The organism is Mycobacterium parascrofulaceum ATCC BAA-614 (assembly GCF_000164135.1).
Taxonomy (GTDB): Bacteria; Actinomycetota; Actinomycetes; order Mycobacteriales; family Mycobacteriaceae; genus Mycobacterium; species Mycobacterium parascrofulaceum.
This window is the reverse complement of sequence record NZ_GG770591.1, coordinates 1-1,968: the sequence shown is the minus strand read 5'-3', so window position 1 is coordinate 1,968 and position 1,968 is coordinate 1. Positions and strand designations below refer to the sequence as shown.

The following is a 1,968-nucleotide window of genomic DNA, read 5'->3' as shown; positions in this document are numbered from 1 at the left end:
CTGGGACGGAACGACACCTACGGATACGCGCTCGCAGCGCAGCCGGACAAGTCGCAGGGGCGACCAACTAACACGGGCTCGCAGCCCATCGAGCAAGAACGGCCTGCCCATACGTGTTCCCCGAAGGCCCCTGTTCCGGACGGTCGCACCGTATGCCCGCCACAGATGACCAGGCAAGACAGAACACCACGCGGACCCTCACCCCATTTCATACCGGGTACCAACGCCATCGTTATCGCTCAATGCCCGCTACCGCCGGGCGATCAAGGCCCGCGGCCACTTCCCCTCCGAGCAAGCCGCGATGAAGTGTCTGTAGCTGGTAACCCGATCGCTGGACCCTACCGGGGTCGGCAGGGCACGATGGATGATGCGGTGGAAGCCAGCGCTGAATGCGTTTGCGATCACGTTCGGCGACCGATTCCCGGCAGCCGAAACCTACTGATGGAAACCGCCGGAAACACCGTTAACGAGATAGCCCCTTGGCGAACGCCAACTACGGGGCGTACCCCGGATTGTGTTCCCTAGGTCCGTCCGGGACTGTTGCAATAAAAGTGTAAACGGCCATTGGCCACGCTGTGTCGGCCGGAGGGGTCGTCTGATGACCAACACTGTCGTGGTTGCGCAGTTATCGCAGGATCCTGAAGATGAAGCCGCCTCTGCGCCGGTTATTGATGTCCCCGGCAGCCGCGAGGTGACCGACTCGAGGTCGCTCGGGAGTTGGTGCGCCAGGCTCGGGAGGCCGGCGTGGCATTGACCAGGCCGGCAAATTGCGCCAAGGCGATGACCAAGGCCGTCTTCGAAACCGCTTCGGACGAGGGGACTTTCAAAAAATTTCGAGTATAACTGCCATATCCGGCTGGCTGATCGCGCTCGTCGAAAGTCCCCCAGTGTGCTCGTCGGCATTTCCCTCCTGGGAGCAGCGGTCAGTGTACCGGTTGGCGGGTTGCAGTACGGCGCGGCGCAGGGCCTCTGCGGCGGCGTGGTGGGCGCGTAGTCGGTAGGACTCGCCGTCGATGTTGATGACCATCGAGCGGTGCAAGAGGCGGTCGAGAAAAGCGCGGCGACGGTGGTGTCGCCGCGGATCTCGCCCCAGGCTCCGACGCCCGGTTGGTAGTGATCACGATCGATGTTTTCGAATATCGTTAGGAGACGACCTGAAACAATGTCGAGGCCGCTTCAGCCGGCAACGGCAAACATCCGAGTTTATCTATCACGAGCTGTTTCTCCGACGGCGACAACGCCGCTCGCCACTTGCCGGAATGGGCCAGCGACTCGACGAGCAGGTGCGCGGTTTTGCCCTACCCCCGGGACTCAGGTTAGTTGGGCAATTCCAGCCAGTCGCATTGGGTTTCGTTGAACGTGGCGCCCGTTGGCGTCCCTGGCGTTCCTATGCCACCCAATATCTTTGGGCCACTCTTGAGCATCCGGTAAACCATTGGCCGCCACAGGAGGTCGCATGATCGAGTACTGCACCATCGACAGGGGAGACGAGGTCCGATGACGAATTGCCACCCAGATCGGAGCTGCGAGGTCGGTGCGTGCGGTGGGATTGGCTAACGCGCATAACCCGGTCGCGATCGTGGTGCCGTGTCACCGGGTGATCGCCGCGAACGGCATCCTCACCGGCTATGGCAGTGGCCTGCAGCGCAAACGCGACCTGCTGGATCTGGAAAAGGTCCACGGTTGCGCGACGCTGTTTGACTGACCGCCGGGCGTGGTCGCGTGTTCTTTTGCGAGGTCAGGCGAACGGGGGCTATCGTCCCTGATTGTGGACGACAGTGCGAAGGACCCGGCGGTGGTGCTGCCGTATCTGGTCGGTCGGCCCTTGGCGGCTACCGAGGTCTACGAAGCCTTCGGCTACCGCAAGTCCGCGTACTACAAGGCGGCTCGCGAGGGCAGGCTGATCACCGCAGACAACCTGATCAGGGCGGCTAAGTATTTGGGGTTGAACCCGGTTGACCTGCAAGT

At 62.2% G+C, this 1,968-nt stretch carries 1 protein-coding gene and 5 pseudogenes; 5 read left to right on the top strand and 1 reads right to left on the bottom strand.

The features are described 5' to 3' along the window. Nucleotides 1-235: 235 nt before the first annotated feature. Nucleotides 236-442: pseudogene (locus HMPREF0591_RS32820) on the top strand (transposase); the annotation flags it as partial. Nucleotides 443-595: 153 nt separating this feature from the next. Further along, nucleotides 596-816, top strand: a pseudogene (locus HMPREF0591_RS34290) (IS256 family transposase); the annotation flags it as partial. 107 nt (nt 817-923) lie between these two features. Here the strand turns inward: HMPREF0591_RS34290 and HMPREF0591_RS29650 are convergent. Beyond that, a pseudogene (locus tag HMPREF0591_RS29650) lies at nt 924-1,220 on the bottom strand (ATP-binding protein); the annotation flags it as partial. A 144-nt stretch (nt 1,221-1,364) separates the two neighbouring features. On the opposite strand from HMPREF0591_RS29650, the pseudogene HMPREF0591_RS34285 reads away from it, so the two are divergent. From HMPREF0591_RS34285 to HMPREF0591_RS29640, 3 genes and pseudogenes are all read left to right on the top strand, one after another. Next, a pseudogene (locus HMPREF0591_RS34285) lies at nt 1,365-1,460 on the top strand (hypothetical protein); the annotation flags it as partial. 44 nt (nt 1,461-1,504) lie between these two features. After that, nucleotides 1,505-1,705, top strand: a pseudogene (locus HMPREF0591_RS29645) (methylated-DNA--[protein]-cysteine S-methyltransferase); the annotation flags it as partial. A 63-nt stretch (nt 1,706-1,768) separates the two neighbouring features. Further along, nucleotides 1,769-1,968, top strand: a 200-nt coding sequence (locus tag HMPREF0591_RS29640; RefSeq protein WP_007172570.1) for a hypothetical protein, incomplete at its 3' end; no start/stop codon positions are given.